The organism is Colwellia sp. BRX8-7, from assembly GCF_014077275.1.
In the GTDB taxonomy this organism is placed as follows: domain Bacteria; phylum Pseudomonadota; class Gammaproteobacteria; order Enterobacterales; family Alteromonadaceae; genus Colwellia_A.
In genome coordinates, this window is record NZ_JACGVP010000112.1 from 1 (window position 1) to 334 (window position 334).

General features: G+C 38.9%; 1 tRNA gene. It reads left to right on the forward strand.

Annotation, left to right across the window (positions count from 1 at the left end):
* Positions 1-44: 44 nt before the first annotated feature.
* Positions 45-120: transfer RNA gene (locus tag H4J57_RS19650), tRNA-Ala, on the forward strand.
* Positions 121-334: the final 214 nt, after the last annotated feature.

Sequence of the window (334 nt, forward strand, 5' to 3'; positions counted from 1 at the left end):
GTGTCTACACAAATTACATGATAACAAATTAGAAGAATCCCGATGGGGCTATAGCTCAGCTGGGAGAGCGCCTGCCTTGCACGCAGGAGGTCTGCAGTTCGATCCTGCATAGCTCCACCATCTTAAATTCTACCGCGTTAGTTCGCAGCTTGTGTAGTAAACTACATGACGCTACAAACTGCCTTGTATAATATAAGATACCATTATGATTCTTCATTAAAGAAAAGACCAAATTAAGGTTTACTTTCGTCATACTGAATGTTTTTCAGTGTTTTGTGAGTGAATATTAATTTGGTTTTTTAAACCACGTTTTTAACCGAATGCGCGTTAAGAA